Genomic DNA, 18,139 nt, shown 5'->3' on the forward strand with positions numbered 1-18,139 from the left:
CCATGCTCTGGGCCTGCATTCTCCTGCCGCAGCTGGCAATGGACGGCGTGTTGCGCGGCCGTCCCGAGCCGGACGCCGCCCTGGCGCTGCTCGCCGGGCCGCCCCAGCGCCGCGTGCTGCAGGCGGTGAACCCGGCCGCGCGGGCGCTGGGGCTCAAGCCCGGCCAGTCGCTCACCGCAGCCCAGGCGCTGAGCCGCGACTTCGCCACCGCCGAGTACGACCTGCGCGACGTGCAGCGCTGGCAGAACCTGCTGGCCGCCTGGGCCTACGGCTTCAGCTCGCAAGTCAGCCAGCACTACCCGCGCGCGCTGCTGCTGGAGGTGCAGTCCAGCCTGCAACTGTTCGGTCCCTGGCCACGCTTCGAAGCGCGCCTGCGCGAGGAGCTGAACGGACTGGGCTTCCGCCATCGCATCACCGCCGCGCCCAATCCGGCCGCGGCGCGCATCCTCGCCAACGGCCACGACGGCCTGGCGATCCACGACAACCAGCAACTGCGCCAGTACCTGGGACGGATGCCGCTGGAGCGCCTGGGCCTGGAGCGCGACACCGCCACCTCCCTGGGCCGCATGGGCCTGCGCAGCCTGCAGCAACTGCTCGCCCTGCCGCGCGAGAGTCTGGCCCGGCGTTTCCCGCCACAGGTGCTGCGGCAGGTCGACACCCTGCTCGGCCAGCGCCCGCTGGCCCTGGAGTTCTACCGGCCGCCGGATACCTTCGAGTCACGCATCGAGCTGAACTTCGACGTGGAATCGACCCAGGCACTGCTGTTCCCGCTGCGCCGCCTGACCGCCGACCTCGCCGCCTTCCTCGCCGGGCGCGACAGTGGCGTGCAGCGTTTCGTCCTCTATCTGGAACACCACGAAGGCAGCGACACGCAGATGCCGGTCGGCCTGCTCAGCGCCGAGCGCGAGGCAGCGATGCTCTTCGAGCTGACCCGTGGCCGTCTGGAGCAACTGCAACTGCGCGCCCCGGTGCACAGCGTGCGACTGCTGGCCGACGACCTGCCGGCCTTCGTCCCGCAGCACCGCGAGCTGTTCGACGACCGCCCGCAGCAGTCGCTGCCCTGGGAGCAACTGCGCGAACGGCTGCGCGCGCGACTGGGCGACGATGCCGTGCACAGTCTCGGTGGCCGCGCCGACCATCGCCCGGAGCGCGCCTGGCAAAGCAGCTCCATGCCGCTTTTGCCCGTCACCGAAGCCCCGCGCCCCGGCTGGCTGCTGGCCGAACCCCAGCCATTGCGCGAATTCGCCCCGACGCTGCTGGCCGGCCCCGAGCGCATCGAATCCGGCTGGTGGGACGGCGAGGACATCCGCCGCGACTACTACCAGGTGCGAACCCGCAGCGGCCAGCGCGCCTGGGCGTTCCGCCCGGTGGGCGACGACGGCCCCCTGCTGCTGCACGGCTGGTTCGCATGAGCGCGCCGGCCGAAGGCATCGGCTATGCCGAGCTGCATTGCCTGTCCAACTTCAGCTTCCAGCGCGGCGCCTCCAGCGCGGCCGAGCTCTTCGAGCGGGCGAAGAAGCTCGGCTACCGGGCGCTGGCGATCACCGACGAATGCAGCCTGGCCGGTATCGTCCGCGCCTGGCAGGCCTCGAAGGAGACGGAAATCCCGCTGATCACCGGCAGCGAACTGAGCCTCTCGCAAGGCCCGAAGCTGGTGCTGCTGGCGGAGAACCTGGCCGGCTACGAGAACCTCTGCCGCCTGCTCACTCACGCCCGCCGCCGTGCCGAGAAAGGCAGCTATCGACTGGTGCGCGCGGACTTCGACGGCAACTTGGAGCACCTGCTGGCGATCTGGCTGCCACGGGATGATCAGGACGACGACGGCCTCTGGTTGCGCGGGCTGTTCCCTGAGCGCCTGTGGCTGGGCGTCGAGCTGCACAAGGGCCCGGACGACGCCGGCAAGCTGCGGCGCCTGCAGGAACAGGCCGCACGCCTGGAGATTCCCGCCGTGGCCTGCGGCGACGTGCACATGCATGTGCGCGGCCGCCGCGCCCTGCAGGACTGCATGACCGCCATCCGCCAGCACCTGCCGGTGCAAGAGGCCGGGCAGTACCTCTATCCCAACGGCGAACGCCATCTGCGACCGTGGGAGGCGCTGGCGTCGATCTACCCCGCCGAGCTGCTGGCGGAGACGGTGAAGATTGCCGGGCGCTGTGCTTTCGACCTCGGTCAACTCGACTACCAGTACCCGCGCGAGCTGGTGCCCGAAGGGCATACGCCAGCCAGTTGGCTTTGCGCCCTGACTCACAAAGGCATTCGCGAACGTTGGCCCAAAGGAGCCAGGAAGAAAATCATCAAACGCATCCGCAAGGAACTGCGGCTGATCATCGAACTGAAATACGAAAGCTATTTCCTCACGGTCCATGACATCGTCCGGTTTGCCCGCTCGCAGCACATCCTCTGCCAGGGACGCGGTTCGGCCGCCAATTCCGCAGTGTGCTTCACGCTGGGGATTACCGAACTCGACCCAACACACAGCAACCTGCTGTTCGGCCGCTTCATCTCCCGCGAACGCAACGAGCCGCCGGATATCGACGTCGATTTCGAGCACGACCGCCGCGAGGAAGTCATCCAGTACATATTTCGCCGCTACGGCCGCACGCGGGCAGCACTGACTGCCGTAGTCAGTACCTACCGGGGCGCTGGGGCGGTGCGCGACGTGGCCAAGGCTCTGGGTCTTCCGCCCGATCAAGTAGGTGCCCTGGCCGATTGCTGCGGGCGCTGGAGTCGTGAAGGCCCTCCCCGTGACCGTCTGATTGAGTCCGGCTTCGATCCGGACAGCCCGGTACTGCGACGAGTACTGGCGCTTACCGAGCAATTGGTCGGATTCCCCCGGCATCTGTCACAGCATCCCGGCGGTTTCGTGATTTCCCAGCAGCCATTGGAAACCCTGGTGCCGGTAGAGAATGCCGCGATGCCAGAACGCACCTTGATCCAATGGGACAAGGACGACCTCGACGCCGTCGGCCTGCTCAAAGTCGACGTGCTCGCCCTCGGCATGCTCAGCGCGCTGCGCCGCTGTTTCGACCTGATCGAACGTTATCGTGGTCAGCGGTGGACACTCGCCTCCCTGCCGCAGGAATGTCCGAAGACCTACGAAATGATCAGCCGCGCCGACACCATTGGCGTGTTCCAGATCGAGTCCCGTGCGCAGATGGCCATGCTGCCGCGCCTCAAGCCCGAAACGTTTTATGACTTGGTCATCGAAGTGGCCATCGTCCGGCCCGGACCGATCCAGGGCGACATGGTGCATCCCTACCTGCGCCGACGTAACAAGGAAGAACCCGTTACCTATCCGTCCAAAGCCTTGGAAAAGGTCTTCAGGCGCACCTTGGGTGTTCCGCTGTTTCAGGAACAGGTCATGGAAGTGGCCGTCATTGCCGCCGACTACACCCAGGGCGAAGCGGACCACCTGCGTCGGTGCATGGCCGCGTGGAAGCGGCATGGCGGTCTGGAGCCGCACCGTCAGCGCCTCTTCCAAGGCATGTTGAAGAACGGCTACACCCAGGATTTCGCCGAGCGCATCTTCAAACAGATAGAAGGCTTCGGCAGCTACGGCTTCCCCGAATCCCACGCCGCCAGTTTCGCCCTGCTCACCTACGCCAGCTGCTGGCTGAAATGCCACGAGCCGGCGGCCTTCACCTGCGCGCTGATCAACAGCTGGCCCATGGGCTTCTACAGCCCCGACCAGTTGCTGCAGGACGCCCGCCGCCACGGTCTGGAAATCCGTCCGGTGGACGTGCGCCACAGCCACTGGGACTGCACCCTGGAGCCCATCGCCGACCGCCAGCCGGCGATCCGCCTCGGCCTGCGCATGGTGCGCGGGCTACGCGAGGAGGTCGCCAACGCCGTAGCCCAGGCGCGCGAACAACGCCCCTTCGCCGACGTCGCCGACCTCTGCCTGCGCGCCCACCTCGACGGCCGCGCCCGCGAACAGTTGGCCGACGCCGGTGCCCTGCGCGGCCTCGCCGGACACCGGCACAAGGCGCGCTGGGCGATTGCCGGGGTCGAACCACAGCTGCCGTTGTTCGCAGGGCAAGTCACCGAGGAAGCGCCGGTCAGCCTGCCGCTGCCCAGCCGTGGCGAAGACCTGCTCACCGACTACGCGACCCTCGGCACCACCCTCGGTCCACACCCCATGACGCTGCTGCGTGGCGCCCTCAAGGCCCGCCGTTGCCGTAGTTCGCGCGACCTGCTGAAGCTGGAAGCCGACCGCCCGGTGCGCGTCGCCGGCCTGGTCGTCGGCCGCCAGCGTCCCGGCACCGCCAGCGGTGTCACCTTCATCACCCTGGAGGACGAGTTCGGCATGATCAACGTGATCGTCTGGCGCGACCTCGCCGAACACCAGCGCCGCCCCTTCCTCAGCGCCCGCCTGCTGCAGGTGGACGGCGCCCTGGAAGCCAAGGACGGCGTGCGCCATGTGATCGCCGGAAGGCTGACGGATCTGAGCGAGCTGCTGGAAGGGCTGGATGTGCGGAGTCGGGATTTCCACTGAGCCCAATTGGCGAACGAATCTCGCAAAAATGCAGGCTCGTAGGATGGCGTGGAGCGCAGCGATACCCATCACGGCGGATAGCTCGGCGTTGCCTGTAACTCTAATCGCGGGCATGGCCCGCTCCTACAAGAGACGCCTTGCACTCACCCCGTAGGAGCGGGCCATGCCCGCGATGCTCTTGCTCTTGCTCTTGCTCTTGAAGACTTCCAGAGAAACCTCCGCGCACTCCGAGCGCCCCTTCAGGAGGCCGAGTGGAGTCGGAGTTTCAGGGGTTGAGCGGCATGGATGCCGCGAGAGCGTCGTCGGGCCAGGGATGGCCCGTCGACGCGTGCCCCTGAAACTTCGATGGAGCGAGGGAAGTCCCGCGAAGCGGGACCCGGATGATGGGGCAAGACCTTTGCCCACTTTGGGTCGTTTGCCAAAGTGGGTCGCCCGAGGGGGCGAAACAAGAAGTACCCGAGCACGCCGAAGCGGCGCAGAAACACCGAACAAGACGGCGGATAACGCCCCAGGCGTTATCCGCCCTACATGGCTGTAATCCCTCGCCGACCGCCCGTCGCCCCACTCCTCCATCCTGTCGATCCCGCCCTTCGCCCTTCGACTACTGATCAAAGGCAGGCGGCATCCGGCCGTCCGTCCACCCGCAGGAGATGAACGATGACCTATGTCGATGGCTTCCTCGTACCAGTGCCCACCGCCAGCCGCGAGCGCTACATCGAGGTGGCGCGCAAGGCGGCGGCGATGTTCAAGGAGTACGGCGCGCTCGGCGTCGTCGAGTGCTGGGGCAACGACGTTCCCGAGGGCAAGGTGACCTCCTTCCCCATGGCGGTGAAGCTCAAGGAAGACGAGACCGTGGTGTTCTCCTGGATCACCTGGCCCAGCAAGGAAGTGCGGGACGCGGGCATGAAGAAGTTCATGGAGGACCCACGGATGAAGACCGAATTCAGCGACATGCCCTTCGACGGGCAACGCATGATCTTCGGCGGCTTCGAAGTGATAGTCCAAGCCTGATGCCGCCCAGTTCCAGCAACGTAGGGCGCATAACCTGGAACGGGTTATCCGCCAAACGGCGAATAACGCCCTATGTGATTCCATCCTGATGCCATGCGCTGGGCCTGTCGCAGGCATGGCCAGCTCCTACAGGTCGACCGCGCACTATTCCTGTAGGAGCGGGCCATGCCCGCGATAAGCGGACAAAGTCCGCACCGACATACCGCGCCAGACCTCGATACGCTCCCAATCCGTCCGCGAACGCGCTGCCTGGCCCCACTGGTGCCCTAACCCGAACAACGACACAATGACCCGCACTCCAGCATCGGACCCAGCATGATCACTCTCCGCCACATCGAAGTCTTCCGTGCGGTCATGACCACCGGCAGCGTCACCCGCGCCGCAGCGTTCCTGCATACCAGCCAGCCCACCGTCAGCCGCGAGCTGGCAAGGCTGGAGCAACTGGTCGGCTTCGAGCTGTTCCTGCGCGAGCGCGGGCGGCTGGCGCCGACGGCGCGGGCGTTGATGCTGTTCGAGGAGGTGGAGCGTTCCTTCACCGGGCTGGACCGCATCGTCGCCTTCGCCGGGAGCCTGGGGCAGTTCGCCGAGGGCAAGTTCTCCATCGGCTGCCTGCCGGCGCTGTCCCAGGCGTTGCTGCCGGAAGCCTGCAAGCGCTTCAGCCGGGAAAACCCGGCCATCAGCCTGGAAGTGGCGGCGCTGGAATCACCGCATCTGGAAGAGGCGCTCAGCGCCCAGCACCACGACATCGGCCTGATCGAGAACGACGACGCCCCGCGCGGCACCGAGCTGCAGCCGCTGCTGGCGGTGGATGAGGTGTGCATCCTCCCGGACGGCCATCCGCTGCTGGCCCGAGAGCGCCTGGAAGCGGCGGACTTCGCCGGCCAGCCCTTCGTCAGCCTGGCCACCAGCGACCGCTACCGGCACCTGATCGACGCCGTATTCCTCGGCGCCGGTGTGCAGCGGCAGATGCAGGTGGAAACCCACAGCGCCGTCTCGGTGTGCAGCATGGTCCGCGCCGGATTGGGCCTTGCCGTGGTCAACCCGATCACCGCACTGATGTTCCAGGGCCAGGGCATCCAGTTGCGCCCGCTGGCGTTCTCGCTGCCGTTCCAGGTGAGCGTGGCGAAACCGCTGTACCGCCCCGCCACGCCGCTGCGCGAACGCTTCGTGGCGGCGCTTCAGGCAGAAGCCGGGGGGCTGATGCAGCGCCTGTGTGAGGCCGGCGTGGGCTGCACCCTATATCAAAATTGAATTGATCAACCAAAAAGCGGCATTATTCAGCTCCGCAAATGGCCGGTAGACTAGCGCCATCTATATTCGGAGCTCATTCATGCCCTTCCTCGCCCTGCCCCGCGCCGAACAGCTCGCCCTGCAATTCGGCACCCCGCTGTGGGTCTACGACGCCGCCACCATCCGCGGCCAGATCGAGCGCCTGAAGAGCTTCGACATCATCCGCTTCGCCCAGAAGGCCTGCTCCAACCTGCACATCCTGCGCCTGATGCGCGAACAGGGGGTGAAGGTCGACGCGGTGTCCCAGGGCGAGCTGCTGCGCGCGCTGGCCGCCGGCTACTCGTGCCGCGAGGATGAATCCGAGATCGTCTTCACCGCCGACCTGCTGGACCGCGCCACCCTGGAGACCGTGGTCGAGCACGGCATCCCGGTGAACGCCGGCTCCATCGACATGCTCCGCCAGCTGGGCGAAGTCGCCCCCGGCCACCCGGTGTGGCTGCGCATCAACCCCGGTTTCGGCCACGGCCACAGCAACAAGACCAATACCGGCGGCGAGCACTCCAAGCACGGCATCTGGCACGCCGACCTGCATGCCGCACTGGACGTGATCCGCCAGCGCGGCCTGCGCCTGGTGGGCCTGCACATGCACATCGGCTCGGGCGTCGACTACGGCCACCTGGCCCAGGTCGGCGAGGCCATGCTCGGCTTGGTGCGCCTGGTGAAGGACGCCGGCCATGACCTGTCCGGCATCTCCGCCGGCGGCGGCCTGTCCATCCCCTACCGCGACGGCGACCCGGAAGTGGACACCGCGCACTACTTCCAGCTCTGGGACAACGCCCGCAAGGCGGCCGAAGCCGTGGTCGGCCACGAACTGCACCTGGAGATCGAGCCGGGCCGCTACCTGGTCGCCCAGGCCGGTTGCCTGCTCAGCGAAGTGCGCGCCACCAAGGATGCCGGCCGCAACCACTTCGTGCTGGTGGACGCCGGCTTCAACGAACTGATGCGCCCGTCCATGTACGGCAGCTACCACGGCATCAGCGTGCTGGCCGGCGACGTGGCCAGCCGCGAGGTGATCGACACCGTGGTGGCCGGCCCGCTGTGCGAGTCCGGTGACGTGTTCACCCAGGGCGATGGCGGCGTGGTCATCCCCCGCGCCCTGCCGCGCGCCCAGGTCGGCGATCTGCTGCTGATCCACGACACCGGTGCCTACGGCGCGTCCATGTCGTCGAACTACAACAGCCGGCCGCTGATTGCCGAGGTGCTGCTGGAAGGCGCCGAGGCGAAGCTGATCCGCCGCCGCCAGCGCGTGGAAGAGCTGCTGGCTCTGGAAGAAAACCTGGGCTGATCGGCTCGCCGCCTGAAGAGCATCGCGGACAAAGTCCGCTCCTACGGGGGCGGTACTGCGTTTGCGACCTCCGTGTTGTGCGCATGCGGCCCTTGTAGGAGCGAGCTTGCTCGCGAACGGATTTCCCGGTGACTTCAAAGCGGGGGCGGTTCGCGAGCAAGCTCGCTCCTACACGAAACCCCTCACGCCTGCTCCAGCGCACGGAAGGTGGCGCGGTACTGCTCCGGCGTGGTGCCGGAGAGCCGGCGGAACATCGCGATGAACGCCGACGGGCTGCTGTAGCCCAGGTTGAAGGCGATCTGCTGGACCCCTTCCCCCGATCCCAGCGCCTCGATGGCGGCGAGAAATCGCAAACGCTGACGCCATTCCCCGAACGACATTCCCAGTTCCCGCTGGCAGGCCCGCGCCAGGGTGCGCTCGGTGCTGTGCACACGCTCGGCCCACTGGGCCAGGGTGCGGTTGTCGCCGGGCTCGGCCTGCAGTGCGGCCAGCACTTCGCCCAGTGCGCCGCCGCTGGCGTAAGGCAGGTAGTCGTCGTGGGGTTGCGCCGCTTGCAGCTGGTCGATCACCACGTCGGCCAGGCGGCGGTCCGCATCGCTTTGCGGAACGTTCACCTCACGGTCGGCGAAGTCGGAAAGGATGGCCTTGAGGATGTCGCTGATCGCCAGGGTGCAAGGTGCGGCCGGCAGCTTGCGCGACAGCTCGGCGGACACATAGAGCGACCGGTAGACGATGGCCTGGCGGTTGTAGCAGCTGTGCTCCCGTCCCGGAGGCACCCACACGGCGTACTGCGGCGGCGAGAGGAAGCGCTGGCCGTCCACCTCCAGCTCCATCACTCCGTGGGAGGCGTAGTTGAGCTGGCCCCAGGCATGGCGATGGCTGGGCGAGTGGCTGCCGGCGTCGAACTCGTCGTAGCGGAAGTAGATGTCCGAGGGCAAGGCGTCGAAAGCGGGCGGGAAAAGTGCGGTGGCGCGGGTCATGTCCGAATGCCGGGGTGGATTGTCCGGATTTCATTATACGTCTCGATTCGGACGGACGGACAATACGCACCGTTATCCCCGGAAGCGTTTCACCATGAATTACCTGTTCCCCCTGCTGGCCGTGGTCATCTGGTCCGGCAACACCGTCGTCAACAAGCTCGCCGTGGGGCAGATCGCCCCGGCGGAGATCGGCTTCTTCCGCTGGCTGCTGGCCGGCCTGCTGCTGACACCCTTCCTGCTGCGCGCCACCCTCGCCCACTGGCCGGTGATCCGCGCCAACCTCGGCAAGATCGTCACCCTCGGCCTGCTCGGCATGGCCGTCTACCAGTGCCTGGCCTATTACGCCGCCGCGCTGACCTCGGCCACCAACATGGGCATCATCCTCTCGCTGATGCCGCTGATGTCCCTCGCGTTGGCGTCGATCCTGCTGGGACACCGCATGAGTGTCGCAGCCCTGCTCGGCGCGGTGGTCTCGCTGGGCGGCGTGCTGCTGGTGATTACCCAGGGCAACCCGCACCAGTTGCTCAGCCACGGCGTGAACCTGGGCGACGGCATGATGATCGTCGCCACCCTCGCCTATGGGGTGTATGGCGTGCTGCTGAAGAAGTGGAACCTGCGCCTGCCGCCGCTGGTGATGCTCTACCTGCAGGTGCTGGTGGCGATCCTCGCGCTGCTGCCGCTGTACCTGACCTCGCCACACATGGGGCTGAGCGCTGCCAACCTGCCGCTGGTGCTCTATGCCGCCCTGTTCGCCTCCATCGTCGGTGCGCTGGCGTGGATGCAAGGCGTGGCGCGCATGGGGCCGAGCCGCATGTCGCTGTTCTTCAACCTGCTGCCGGTGCTGACCGCCGCCATCGCCGCCGTGGTACTGGGCGAACAGCTGACCGGCTATCACCTGGTCGGCGGCGCGTTGACCCTGGCGGGCGTGCTGCTGGCCGAACTCTGGCGGCCACGGGGGAAGCCCGCTGCTGCCGTCGGCGCCCAGTGAACCAAGCGCTCGGAGCCGGCACTTCTTGTAGGAGCGAGCTTGCTCGCGAACAGGCTCCCCGATGGCGCCGGCGTCAGGTGGTTCGCGAGCAAGCTCGCTCCTACAGACCCGAGCGGAACTCGGCCATGAGGGTTTCCAGCAGCTCCGCCGCCGGCATCTCCCGCGCCAGGGGCGCACCCTGCCCGGCCCACTGCACGGCGAAGTCGGTATAGCCCTTGGCGGTGGCCGCGGCGGTCAGCGCCTTGGCCGCGTCGTAGGTGATGGGATAGTCGGGCAGCGCCGGCGCATCCGCGCGCCCGACGTCGGTAAACAGCCGGTTCACCATGCCCCGCGCGGCGCGACCGGAAATCGCCGCCGTCACCTCGGTGCGTTCCCCGCGCTCGCCACGCAGCGCCGCCTTGAATGCGGCATTGGCCGAGGATTCGTCGGCGGAGATGAACGCCGTGCCCATCTGCACCGCCTGCGCGCCCAGTTCGAACACCGCGCGCATGCCCTGCCCGTCCATGATCCCGCCCGCCGCGATGACCGGCAGGCCGGTGCCTTTCACCAGCGTGCGAACCAGCGCGAAGGTGCCGATGCGCGCGTCCTTCTCCGGCTCGAACACGCCACGGTGGCCGCCGGCTTCGTAGCCTTGCGCAACGATGGCATCGATACCCGCTGCCTCGATGGCGCGGCCTTCGTCCAGGCAGGTGGCGGTTGCCAGCAGACGGATGCCGGCGGTCTTGAGGCGGTCGATCCACGCCTGCGGCGGCAGGCCGAAGTGGAAACTGACCACCGCCGGGCGCGCTTCGATCAGGAATTCCAGCATCTCGGGATCGGCCAGGAAGCTGCGGTAGATCTCGGTGATCTGCGCTGGCGGCTGCGCATCGAACTCGGCGAACAACGGGCGCAGGTGCTCCAGCCAGGCCGCTTCGCGCTCGGCATCCGCCTGCGCCGGGCGATGGCAGAACAGGTTGAGGTTCAGCGGCCCGTCGGTGAGCGCACGGGTCTGCTCCAGCAGCGTGCGGGCCTGCGTGGCATTGCTCGCGCCAAGGCCGATGGAACCAAGGCCACCGGCATTGGACACCGCCGCCGCCAGCGCCGGCGTGGACACGCCGACCATGGGTGCCTGGATGATGGGGTGCTGGATGCCGAGCAGTTCGGTGATGGGCATGACGGAGTCCTCGTCGTCGATCCGGCGGTATCGCCGCTTGACTTACCATCTCATGAAGAGAATATTTGCCGCAACACGTTCTCTATTGAAGATTAATCATGGATCTCTCCAGTCTGGAAATCTTCCGCTGCGTGGCCGAGGAACAGAGCGTCACCCGTGCCGCCGCTCGCCTGCAACGGGTGCAGTCCAACGTCACCACGCGCATCCGCCAGCTCGAAGAGGACCTCGGCGCGGCGCTGTTCCTGCGTGACGGCAAACGCATGACGCTGACCGACCAGGGCCGCGAATTCCTCCGCTATGCCGAACAGCTGCTGGCCCTCGCCAACGAGGCACGCCAGTCGCTGCACCCGCAGAGCGCCACCGGCAGCCTGCGCCTGGGCAGCATGGAAGCCGCCGCGGCGAGCCGCTTGCCGGAAATCCTCGCGCGCTTTCATCGCGCTTACCCGGAGGTGGAACTGCACGTCACTACCGGGCACAGCCAGAAACTGATCAATGAGGTCTTGGACCGCCGGCTGGACTGCGCGCTGATCTCCCACCCGGACATCCTGCACGCCGAACCCGGCTTCGAATCGCTGCTGGAGCGCGGCCTGTGCGCCGAACCGGTATTCCGCGAGGAGTTGCTGCTGGTGCTGCCCGGCGACCACCCGCTGGTCACCCGCCCCGAGGATGTACAGATCCGCACCCTGGTGGGCTTCGCCCGCGGCTGCACTTACCGCCAACTGCTGGAACGCTGGTTGAAGGGCGCTTCGCTCGCCGTGCAGGAAGTGGGCTCCTATCACGGCATCCTGGCCTGCGTGAACGCCGGCTCCTGCTTCGGCGTGCTGCCGCGTTCGGTGCTGGAACTGCAACGGGAGATGCCGGACCTGCAGGTCGTCCCGCTGATGGAAGTCGACACCCTGCTGATCTGGCGCGACGGCTACGCCACCGGTGCCTTCCAGCGCTGGCGGGAAACCCTGGAGGCCCGTCCGTGAAGCCCTCGCGGCGCCTGCCTGCCGCCTTCTCCGCCGCGCTGATCCTCGCCGTGGGCATGGGCTTCGGCCGCTTCGCCTTTACCGGCCTGTATCCGCTGATGGTGCGCGATGGCCTGCTCAGCGTCACCGGCGGCTCCCTGGCCGCCTCGGCCAACTACGCCGGCTACCTGCTCGGCGCCCTGCTCCTGGCGCGCAGCCATGAACGCCATGCCGCGCGCATCAGTGTGATCGCCCTGGCCGGTACGCTGATCGCCCTGGCTGCCATGGCCATTCCGGCGCCGACCGGGTTCACCATCGGCGTGCGCCTGCTGGCCGGCGTGCTCAGTGCCATGGCGCTGGTGGGCGCGGCGCAGTGGCTGCTGCAATGCATGGGCGAAAGCCACGGCGCGCCGACGATGTTCGCCGGCGTGGGCATCGGCATCCTGGTCTCGGCTGAGCTGATCACCGCCGGCAACGCCTTCGGCCTGGGCAGCGCGACGATCTGGTGCGTACTGGCGCTGGCCGGGCTGGCGATGTCGTTGCTGGCCACGCCGGCGCTCCGGCAATCGCGCCCATCTTCCCCGCAGCAAGCCGCGCACCACACAGGGCAAGCGCCGCAGTTTTCCGCCGCCATCATCCTGCTGGTCTACGGTCTGGCAGGGTTCGGCTACATCATCACCGCCACCTACCTGCCGCTGCTGATGAAGAACAGCCTGGGCGCCATCGACCCGTTGCAGGTCTGGGCGGCGTTCGGCCTTGGCGCGGCGCCGTCGTGCTTCCTCTGGCACCGCCTGAACCTGAAGCTGGGCAGCCGCCGCGCCCTGGCGCTCAACCTGCTGGTGCAGGCGCTGGGCGTGATGCTGCCGGCGCTGGGCGAATCGGCCTTCCTCTATCTGGGCAGTGCGGTGCTGGTGGGCGGCAGCTTCATGGGCACCGTGACCATCGCCATGCCAGCGGCGCGTGCGGCGGCGAGCCAGGTGCGCTTCAACATGCTGGCGGCGATGACGGCGCTGTATGGCGTCGGGCAGATCGTCGGGCCACTGGTTGCCAGCGGCCTGCGCGGGCTGACCGGCAGCTTCGTCCCGGCACTGGGCGCCGCCGCCGGGGCCTTGCTGGTCGGTGCGTTGTGCTGTCTGCCGTTGCGGCGGTCCGCCGTGGCGCAGCCCTTGTAGGGCGCATAACGCGCCAGCGTTATCCGCCATGATGGGTATCGCTTCGCTCCACGCCATCCTACGGAACCGAAGGCAGTCCTTGTGCCGGGGCCATCGCGGACAGAGTCCGCTCCTACGCATGTAGGGAGCGCCGGAGCCTTCTGGGAAGGCTCTCAGACCGGCGGCAACTGGCGAAACGACACGCCCAGCCGATTCCACACATTGATCGCCCCGATCGCCACCGTGAGGTCCACCAGCTCGCGTTCGCTGAACTGCTCCCGCGCCTGTTGGAACACCGCGTCCGGCACCTTCGACTCGGACAGCAGCGTCACCGCCTCGCACCAGTCCAGCGCCGCCCGCTCGCGCTCGCTGAAGAACGGCGATTCGCGCCAGACGCTGACGGCGAACAGCCGCCGCTCCGTCTCCCCGGCGCGCCGGGCTTCCATCGCGTGCATGTCGGCGCAGAAGGCGCAGTTGTTCACCTGCGAGACGCGCAGGCGCACCAGCTCCAGCAGGGGTCGCTCGACGGACAGTTCGAAGATCGCCGCCTCCAGGGCCAGTACCGCCTTCAGGGCCTCGGGGGATGCGGTGTAATAATCCAGGCGCGGCTGCATGGTGCTTTCCTCGGGATGGGCACAATCGCATTGTGCGGGGCGCCGGACGCGGCAGCGGTGGCCAATTCGCGGGAAATTCACCACGCAACTTCACTGGCCAATCCGCCCGGCGCTACTCTTCCAGCTCTGCCACGCCTGCCGGAGCCAGCTTTGGAGCTTCACCTGATCATCCACGGCCAGAAAGACCTGGCCGGGCAACTCTATCGCCAGCTGCGCGAGGCCATCGATTCCGGGCGCCTCGCCGCCGGCACCCGGCTGCCGCCCAGCCGCCTGCTGGCTGAGCAGCTGGGCATCTCGCGCAAGACCATTTCCGACACCTATGCGCAGCTCACCTACGAAGGCGTGCTGGTGGGCAAGGTCGGCAGCGGCACCTTCGTCAATGCGCGGGTACCCCACAACGAACGACGCCAGGCGAATTTCCGCTTCGCAAGCCAGGCCAACATCGATCACTGGGCCAGCCTCGACCCGCGCCTCAGCCACCCCGGCCACGCAGGCACGGCCAGGGCCGACTTCATCGGCGGCGCCACCACCCAGCTGCAGTTTCCCCTGGAGGAATGGCGGCGCTGCGTGAATTACGCGATTCGCCAGATGAACACGCCGCGCGGGCATTACAGCCGCTCCGAAGGCATCGCGCCGCTGCGTGACGGCATTGCCCGGCACATTGCCTATGCGCGCGGGGTGAACTGCCAGCTGGACGACGTGATGGTCTGCAACGGTGCGCAGCAGGCGCTGGACCTGCTCGCGCGGGTGATGCTGCGCCCTGGCGAGAAGGTCGCCATGGAAGACCCCGGCTACCCGCCGGCGCGGCTGCTGTTCCGCATGCTCGGTGCCGAGGTGGTGAGCGTCCCGGTGGACGCCGAAGGCATGCAGGTGGAGCGCATTCCCGACGGCACGCGGATGATCTACACCACGCCCTCGCACCAGTTCCCGCTGGGCATGCCGATGAGCCCGGCGCGCCGCGAGGCGCTGCTGGCGCGGGCGGTGGAGCTGGGCGCACTGGTGATCGAGGACGACTACGACAGCGAGTTCCGCTACGAAGGGCGCCCCACCGACGCCCTGCAGAGCCTCGACCGCCACGGCGTGGTGGCCTATATCGGCACCTTCTCCAAGGTACTGCTGCCGGAGCTGCGCCTGGGCTACCTGATCCTGCCGCCCTCGCTGTTCCCGGCGGTGATCCGCGCCCGCCAGCTGTGCGACTGGCACAGTTCCACCCTGCCGCAATGGGCGCTGGCCAAGTTCATGGCCGAGGGCTACCTGCTCAAGCACATCCGCCGCTGCCACGGCATCTACGCCGGCCGCCGCGAGCGCATCCTCACCCGGCTGGAGGGCGACCTCTCGCCCTGGCTGGAGCCGGTGCCCACGGTGGCCGGTTTCCACCTCACCGCGCTGCTGCGCCAGCCGACCAACGTGCCGCTGCTGATGGAGCTGGCGCGCAAGGTCGAGGTCGGTCTCTATGGCCTGGCGCCCTTCTACGACCGGGAGCCGGCGCGCGACGGGCTGGTGCTGGGCTTTGGCGCCATCGACACGCTGGACATCGACCCGGCGCTGGACAAGGTGCGCGACCTGTTGCAGCAGTTGGGTTGAGCCAGACCGCGCCGGCGCTGCCCGTAGGGCGTACAACCGTTCGCGGTTGTACGCCGATACACCTCACCCCGTCGGCGACGTCCAAGCCGAGCCCGGAGCACGCTGCTGCCAAGGACAAGCGGCGTATAACGTCGAACGTTATACGCCCTACGTCTCCGGCGGATTGGCCCGGTGTTTTTCCCGGAAATTGGCGGTTAAAGCGCGAGCGCCGCGCCCCTAACATTCCAATATTGCAATCGGCGCATGCACTCCCTTGTAGGAGCGAGCTTGCTCGCGAACCACTTGACGCCGCACGTGCCGGGAGCCTGTTCGCGAGCAAGCTCGCTCCTACAGAAAGATTTGAAAGCCGGTTCCGGCCTTTACCGGCCAACCGCTGCCCGCGCCCAATGGCGCCTGACCAGTCCGCAGAAAGGAGCCCCGCCATGTCCCCGTCCGCCATTGCCACCGTCCGCGTCCAGGCGTTCCCCGGCCAGGCCACCGCGCTGGGTGCCTACCTCGGCGAACTACTGGAGCAGGTCCGCCTGCAACCCGGCTGCCAGTCCGGCGAGTTGACGCCGCTGGATGCCACCCATTGGCAGCTGCAGACCTGCTGGGCGAGCCGAGCCGAGCTGGAAGCGCACCTGTCCGGCGCAAAGGCCCAGCAATGGCTCAGCCGGCTCGGCTGCGGCGATCTGGCGCTGGGCCTTGAGTTCGAGAGCCGCAACATTGATTGAATGAGCGGTCGCCCTTATTCATTTCGCGACACATCGTCGCCCGGCGGGCGAGCCGGGGCGCTGTACCACTGGTCCCTCGGTACCCATTTGGGATGGTTCGGATCGCCCAGGTAGTGCGGCGACATGATCTGCACGCCGTACTCGTTGAACACATCCTGGATATTGGCGTGCAGCACGCTCAGCAGCTCGGCGCGCGGCCGCGGCTCGCTGGGAATGGCCTGGGCCACCAGGCGGTATTCGGGGTAGAAGTCCGACAGCGCGGTCTGGAACACGGTGGGCGCCGGCTTGTCGAGGATGCCCTCGGTGCGCCGCGCCGCCTCGATCAGCATGGCTTCCACCTGGCGCCAGGGCGTGTCGTAGCCGATGGTCACCACGGTATCCACCACATAGCCCTGGCCCTGGACGATGCGCGAGTAGTTCTTGGTCACCGAACCGGTGATCATCGAGTTGGGCAGCGTCAGCACCTCGCCCAGGCCGGTACGGATGGTGGTGTTGAACATGCCGACCTCGGTCACCGTGCCCTCATGCTCGCCGACCCGCACGAACTCCCCGGCGCGCAGGGTCCGCGAATAGGTGAGGATCAGTCCGGCGGCGGCCTGGCCGACCACGCTGGAGGCGCCGAGGGAGATCATCAGGCCGATCAGCACCGAGACGCCCTTGAAGGCCTCCGTACCCGAGCCCGGCAAGTACGGATAGGCCATCACCAGGGCGAACAGCCAGATCGCCAGGGAGGTCAGCCGGGTGGTCGGCTGCAGCGTCTCCTCGGTCAGCCAGCCCAGGGTGCCGGGGCGCGCCAGGCGCTGCAGCAGGCGCCGGGAAAAGCTGCTGACCCCTCGCGCGATCAGCACGATGCACAGCGCCACCGCCAGCCCCGGCAAGGCGTCGAGCACGCCGTTGAGCAGGTAGCGCGCCAGGTCGATCAGGTGCACGTTGAGGCTCTCGCCCCACGGCCGGGTGTAGGGGAACTGCGACAGCACGAAGCTCAGCCACTGGTAGCTGAACAGGAACACCACCACCCAATAGAGCAGCCAGACCAGCCGGCCGAACAGGTAATAGAGGTACTGCACGTCGAGCAGCGTCGTGTTGCCCATCCTGAACCACTGCTTGTGCTGGCTCATCAGGCGCGGCATGCGCTCGAACAAGCGGCGCCGCCCCAGGCTGACGCCGCGCAGCAGCAGGAAATAGATCACGGTGGCCAGCGCCGAATAGCCCAGTGCCATCAGCAGGAAGCGCAGGTTGCGCGCCTGACCGCTCTCGGTCACCACGCGGCGCAGGTTGTCGGCCGCCTGCTCCGCCGCGACGCGCACCGAGCTGCCCGGCGGGTCGACATCCTGCGGAGTGACGATGAAGGCGCGGCTGTATCCCAGCAGCACGATGTAGCTGCTCTGGATCGGGTCGACGCTCACCGCGAGCTCGCCGGCGCCCTGCAGGGCGTCCTCGATGGCCGCCTTGGCCCGGCGTACGCGCAGCTCCGGAGTTTCGCCCAGCAGGTTGCCCCGGAAGGTCATGACCGTGCGGTTCTCGATCCGCAGCTCGGCCGGCACTGCGTCAGGTGCCGCGTCAGGTGCCGCCACGGCAATATCGCTGCCCACCGGATCGGCAAAACCCGCCAGTGGCCAGAACACCAGCGCACACCACAGCAACATCCCGTAACGCATCCCCCGCTCTCCCCTTGCCCTGTCCGCGGTCGGCCTTTTGTTCGCGAATAGCCTGGCCGTTCCCTGAGGCTCAAGCGTAGCCATTCGGAAAATGCCTGGGAAGCGGCTTGGAGCGCCTATGAATCAACTCGACTCACTGTCTGAACAGTCAGAAACCAACCAAAGACGTGTCGCGAAATGCACACGGATATTCCTATTCGCTATCGAGAATCCGCGGCTAAGCTTGCCCCTCGTATGTGCTTGAGATTGTGTTCCAAGCCGTGATCA

General features: G+C 67.4%; 14 protein-coding genes. 10 read left to right on the forward strand and 4 right to left on the reverse strand.

Going from position 1 to position 18,139, the window contains the following annotated elements; genetic code table 11:
- Window positions 1–2 precede the first annotated feature (2 nt).
- The 5 genes from ACQ5BL_RS25980 (at window position 3) to lysA (ending at window position 8,081) form a co-directional block, all read left to right on the forward strand.
- Window positions 3–1,412 carry a Y-family DNA polymerase gene (locus ACQ5BL_RS25980; RefSeq protein WP_243808285.1) on the forward strand — a complete coding sequence of 470 codons (1,410 nt, stop codon included), beginning with the start codon at window positions 3–5 and terminating at the stop codon, window positions 1,410–1,412.
- Window positions 1,409–4,495 carry an error-prone DNA polymerase gene (locus tag ACQ5BL_RS25985; RefSeq protein WP_430293332.1) on the forward strand — a complete coding sequence of 1,029 codons (3,087 nt, stop codon included), beginning with the start codon at window positions 1,409–1,411 and terminating at the stop codon, window positions 4,493–4,495. Before ACQ5BL_RS25980 ends, ACQ5BL_RS25985 begins: the two co-directional genes overlap by 4 nt.
- Window positions 4,496–5,152: 657 nt before the next feature.
- Entirely contained in the window at window positions 5,153–5,506 is a 354-nt protein-coding gene (locus ACQ5BL_RS25990) for a DUF1428 domain-containing protein (RefSeq protein ID WP_207886228.1), read from the forward strand.
- A gap of 315 nt (window positions 5,507–5,821) precedes the next feature.
- Window positions 5,822–6,757: a LysR family transcriptional regulator gene (locus ACQ5BL_RS25995; protein ID WP_430293333.1), complete on the forward strand. Its 936-nt coding sequence runs from the start codon at window positions 5,822–5,824 to the stop codon at window positions 6,755–6,757.
- 79 nt (window positions 6,758–6,836) lie between these two features.
- Window positions 6,837–8,081 (forward strand): diaminopimelate decarboxylase, encoded by a 1,245-nt coding sequence (lysA, locus tag ACQ5BL_RS26000; protein WP_243807534.1) that lies wholly within the window; start codon window positions 6,837–6,839, stop codon window positions 8,079–8,081.
- A gap of 182 nt (window positions 8,082–8,263) precedes the next feature.
- On the opposite strand, the gene ACQ5BL_RS26005 is transcribed toward lysA, so the two are convergent.
- Window positions 8,264–9,061 (reverse strand): AraC family transcriptional regulator, encoded by a 798-nt coding sequence (locus ACQ5BL_RS26005; protein WP_243807536.1) that lies wholly within the window; start codon window positions 9,059–9,061, stop codon window positions 8,264–8,266.
- A 94-nt stretch (window positions 9,062–9,155) separates the two neighbouring features.
- Here ACQ5BL_RS26005 and ACQ5BL_RS26010 point away from each other — a divergent pair, with 94 nt between their 5' ends.
- Entirely contained in the window at window positions 9,156–10,049 is an 894-nt protein-coding gene (locus ACQ5BL_RS26010; RefSeq protein ID WP_430293334.1) for a DMT family transporter, read from the forward strand.
- Between the two features lie 100 nt (window positions 10,050–10,149).
- On the opposite strand, the gene ACQ5BL_RS26015 is transcribed toward ACQ5BL_RS26010, so the two are convergent.
- Window positions 10,150–11,202, reverse strand: coding sequence for an NAD(P)H-dependent flavin oxidoreductase (locus ACQ5BL_RS26015; protein ID WP_243807538.1), 1,053 nt, complete (start codon window positions 11,200–11,202; stop codon window positions 10,150–10,152).
- Between the two features lie 98 nt (window positions 11,203–11,300).
- On the opposite strand from ACQ5BL_RS26015, the gene ACQ5BL_RS26020 reads away from it, so the two are divergent.
- Both ACQ5BL_RS26020 and ACQ5BL_RS26025 read left to right on the forward strand, forming a co-directional pair.
- Entirely contained in the window at window positions 11,301–12,173 is an 873-nt protein-coding gene (locus ACQ5BL_RS26020) for a LysR substrate-binding domain-containing protein (protein ID WP_243807539.1), read from the forward strand.
- Window positions 12,170–13,324 carry a YbfB/YjiJ family MFS transporter gene (locus ACQ5BL_RS26025; RefSeq protein WP_243807540.1) on the forward strand — a complete coding sequence of 385 codons (1,155 nt, stop codon included), beginning with the start codon at window positions 12,170–12,172 and terminating at the stop codon, window positions 13,322–13,324. Before ACQ5BL_RS26020 ends, ACQ5BL_RS26025 begins: the two co-directional genes overlap by 4 nt.
- A gap of 152 nt (window positions 13,325–13,476) precedes the next feature.
- On the opposite strand, the gene ACQ5BL_RS26030 is transcribed toward ACQ5BL_RS26025, so the two are convergent.
- Complete coding sequence (locus ACQ5BL_RS26030; protein ID WP_243807541.1) at window positions 13,477–13,917, reverse strand: carboxymuconolactone decarboxylase family protein; 441 nt, start codon at window positions 13,915–13,917, stop codon at window positions 13,477–13,479.
- A gap of 150 nt (window positions 13,918–14,067) precedes the next feature.
- Between ACQ5BL_RS26030 and ACQ5BL_RS26035 the strand changes: the two genes are divergently transcribed.
- Together ACQ5BL_RS26035 and ACQ5BL_RS26040 are read left to right on the forward strand one after the other, a co-directional pair.
- A complete protein-coding gene (locus ACQ5BL_RS26035; protein WP_207886219.1) occupies window positions 14,068–15,501 on the forward strand; it encodes a PLP-dependent aminotransferase family protein in 1,434 nt (477 codons plus the stop codon).
- Window positions 15,502–15,923: 422 nt separating this feature from the next.
- Window positions 15,924–16,214: a putative quinol monooxygenase gene (locus ACQ5BL_RS26040; protein WP_243807542.1), complete on the forward strand. Its 291-nt coding sequence runs from the start codon at window positions 15,924–15,926 to the stop codon at window positions 16,212–16,214.
- A gap of 14 nt (window positions 16,215–16,228) precedes the next feature.
- Here ACQ5BL_RS26040 and ACQ5BL_RS26045 read toward each other — a convergent pair whose 3' ends face one another.
- The gene (locus tag ACQ5BL_RS26045) at window positions 16,229–17,872 is read right to left on the reverse strand and encodes a mechanosensitive ion channel family protein (protein WP_430293336.1); all 1,644 of its coding nucleotides are present in this window, start codon (window positions 17,870–17,872) and stop codon (window positions 16,229–16,231) included.
- Window positions 17,873–18,139 lie beyond the last annotated feature (267 nt).

This window comes from Pseudomonas sp. B1-22 (assembly GCF_050474425.1).
Taxonomy (GTDB): Bacteria; Pseudomonadota; Gammaproteobacteria; order Pseudomonadales; family Pseudomonadaceae; genus Pseudomonas.